General features: G+C 39.6%; 4 protein-coding genes and 1 riboswitch. All 4 genes read right to left on the bottom strand.

Features of this window, described 5'->3' with window-relative positions; genetic code table 11:
* Nucleotides 1–110, bottom strand: a riboswitch (cobalamin riboswitch). This riboswitch is flagged as partial in the annotation.
* Between the two features lie 68 nt (nt 111–178).
* A complete protein-coding gene (locus QZ735_RS16700; protein ID WP_294250812.1) occupies nt 179–754 on the bottom strand; it encodes a hypothetical protein in 576 nt (191 codons plus the stop codon).
* A gap of 50 nt (nt 755–804) precedes the next feature.
* The gene (locus QZ735_RS16695) at nt 805–1557 is read right to left on the bottom strand and encodes a hypothetical protein (protein ID WP_294250809.1); all 753 of its coding nucleotides are present in this window, start codon (nt 1555–1557) and stop codon (nt 805–807) included.
* A gap of 10 nt (nt 1558–1567) precedes the next feature.
* Complete coding sequence (locus QZ735_RS16690) at nt 1568–2146, bottom strand: hypothetical protein (protein WP_294250807.1); 579 nt, start codon at nt 2144–2146, stop codon at nt 1568–1570.
* A gap of 30 nt (nt 2147–2176) precedes the next feature.
* A partial coding sequence (locus QZ735_RS16685) for an NUDIX domain-containing protein (RefSeq protein ID WP_294250804.1) occupies nt 2177–2510 on the bottom strand: 334 nt, incomplete at its 5' end.

The following is a 2510-nucleotide window of genomic DNA, read 5'->3' as shown; positions in this document are numbered from 1 at the left end:
ACTCGGACAAAAACCTTTGGGGTATTACTTACAGTTGCGCGACAGCTCGTGATTCTCACACGATTCCCTATTAATCTACTTTACGTAAAACCTTTTCCGTTTGATGAAGGATGTTAAAGAACTATTTCCGGACAAATGTAGGAAATATTTTTTACCCTTGTTAACGTTTTTACCCCTGTTAACGTTTATCCCTGTTAACATTTTTAACGTTAACAGGGGTTACCAGAAAATCCAATGCCAATTCCAGCGATTCCTTAATGTGCAGGTCTAATGCATCTTCATTTTCCAAAGGATAATAGAATTCTTTCGGATTGACAAACACATTATTGTACTTCGTACGTTCGCTGGCACCATCCACATCAATAGATAAAAGCCCCGGACCTTTTTTGCGTTGTACGGTTTTAAGGCCTTTAGAAGTCACTTTGGATTCTACGCAACCCACCAGGGCGCCTCTTCCCAATACATCAAAACAGATGACGGTGTAAATTCCGTTTGGGACCAGTTGGCCCGGCGGAAGGATACAGGCATAGAGTACATGCGGCAGATTGGTAATGCCACGGGAAATCTGCACCGACAGATCATTGCTACGGAAGGTATTGTACTCATCCTCCAGGCAATCTTTCAAACCGTTCAATGCATCGCGGATGGTCATCATTCCCGGATCATTGGTTCGCAACGGCTGTCCTTTTATAACCGGATGGATTTGTCGGAACTCGCAGATGGGGTTAAAATAATTGTTAATTTGGCAACTCATCAGTTACATAGAATTTAATTAAGTGCTCTCTGGAAAGTCAAAGTATAGTTTTAACTTTGATCAAACGGAATAATTCTGTCGTTGATCAATTTCTTTTTTAGCCTGTCGGCATATTGATGAGCAAATTTTGCTTTTTCCACATGAGGCAATTGAAAATAAAAATTGTCTCGTTCTTCTTTCATTTCGTAGTCTTCCGTTTCACTTCCGGGGCGTTCCACCACTTCAAGGTAATGTACATAGTGTCCAAATTCATGAAGTAATGTTCTGTAAAGTTGTGTGTTTCTCGAGGGCTCCGAGCAGATCGGTGAGATATAAGCTTTTCTGTTATCTGTAAAAAGATGCTTATCCTCCCGCAATCTTGTAAATTCTTTCTGATCTTCGATAGTCATTTTTTTAGACCATACGAGTTTTTTATTGGTATCGATAGCATCTAAAATGATGGCTGGAGCATATTCTTTGTCAAATTCAAAGCTATATATCAGTCTTCCCCAAACCGGAGAAATAATTTCTTCTTTTCTTTTGGCCTGACGCAAGATAATGAATCTCAGATTACCGTAATCTTCTGATGGAATATGCATAATCATCTTTGCTATATCATTTACCGAACATGAATGAAAACAGTTTTCCCGTGTCTCTTCTACAATAAATAAAAACTCATGCCCATTGATGATGTGATATTTTCCAATTCTTTCATAGAACGATTTTAGTGTTCCATAAGGAGTGGCAATCCTTAGTTTATTGTTATTGCTGAAACCCTGGTTATCAGTTCCGATATTTCTGTTCCGGCGGATTGGATTATACATGCAATATTAGTTACTCTGTCCTTTGATAAATATGCGTAAGTTTTGCATTTTTAATGAAATCTTCATTGGAGGTATTTTTATCAGCACGCTTATCGGTAAGTTCAAAATAATAAGCCATCATATTCGGGAATTTAGGGTCTTTACACAGAACCTTATATCTTCTTACAGCAGGATCCTGGCTTAGATAGGTAAGTTCCGAACCATTGCTGAACCGGATGTTGTTGACTTCAAAAGCATCTTTCCAGTTTTTCTGCAGCTTGGCAAATCTTTTCTGGGTCCTATCGCTGTCCTCATTCTCAAACCGGTCTACCTGGAAATCGGTAAGCAACTGAGGGTAGACCAGCCTTTCTTTCAGGATCTGGGCCGTAATTTTGTCAGAAGGATCATAAAAAACAGTTTTCTTATCGAATACAATCTGTTTGTCATTCACCGTCATATCACCGTCAAACTTTTTATAATTTTTCTTTTTATAATTATTCCGGAAATGTTCGATCACGGCTTTATCTTTCGGGCCGGCCTTGGTAATTTTCTGTGCAAAACCACTGGCGGAAAGTACGACGGAAAGACTTATGGTATATAGGATTTTCATTGAATCGGGTTTATAGTAAAACGGCAGAATTTACAAAATATTTTTTATTCTGAGGTATTGCAGCAACATAATGGTTTTGGCATCCTTAATTTCCCCGGAATCAATCATATCCAGTGCATCTTCAAATGACACTTCCATTACTTCGATGTTCTCGCCTTCATCCGCCAGCCCGCCGCCATCGTTTATTTTCATTTCGGCTGAATATTCGGCAATGAAAAAATGAAGAATTTCCGTAACCGAACCGGGCGACATATACGCTTCAAATATTTTTTCAGCATGCCGGATCTGGTATCCCGTTTCCTCCTCGGTCTCACGCCTGATGCAGTCTTCGGGATGATCGTTGTCCAGAAGACCGGCACAGGCT

This window comes from uncultured Chryseobacterium sp. (genome assembly GCF_913776365.1).
Taxonomy (GTDB): domain Bacteria; phylum Bacteroidota; class Bacteroidia; order Flavobacteriales; family Weeksellaceae; genus Chryseobacterium.
This window is presented reverse-complemented; position numbering and strand designations above follow the sequence as displayed.

Coding starts and splice junctions, on each gene's coding strand:
- QZ735_RS16695 (WP_294250809.1), bottom strand. CDS start 1,557: ATGTATAATCCAATCCGCCGGAACAGAAATATCGGAACTGATAACCAG.
- QZ735_RS16700 (WP_294250812.1), bottom strand. CDS start 754: ATGAGTTGCCAAATTAACAATTATTTTAACCCCATCTGCGAGTTCCGA.
- QZ735_RS16690 (WP_294250807.1), bottom strand. CDS start 2,146: ATGAAAATCCTATATACCATAAGTCTTTCCGTCGTACTTTCCGCCAGT.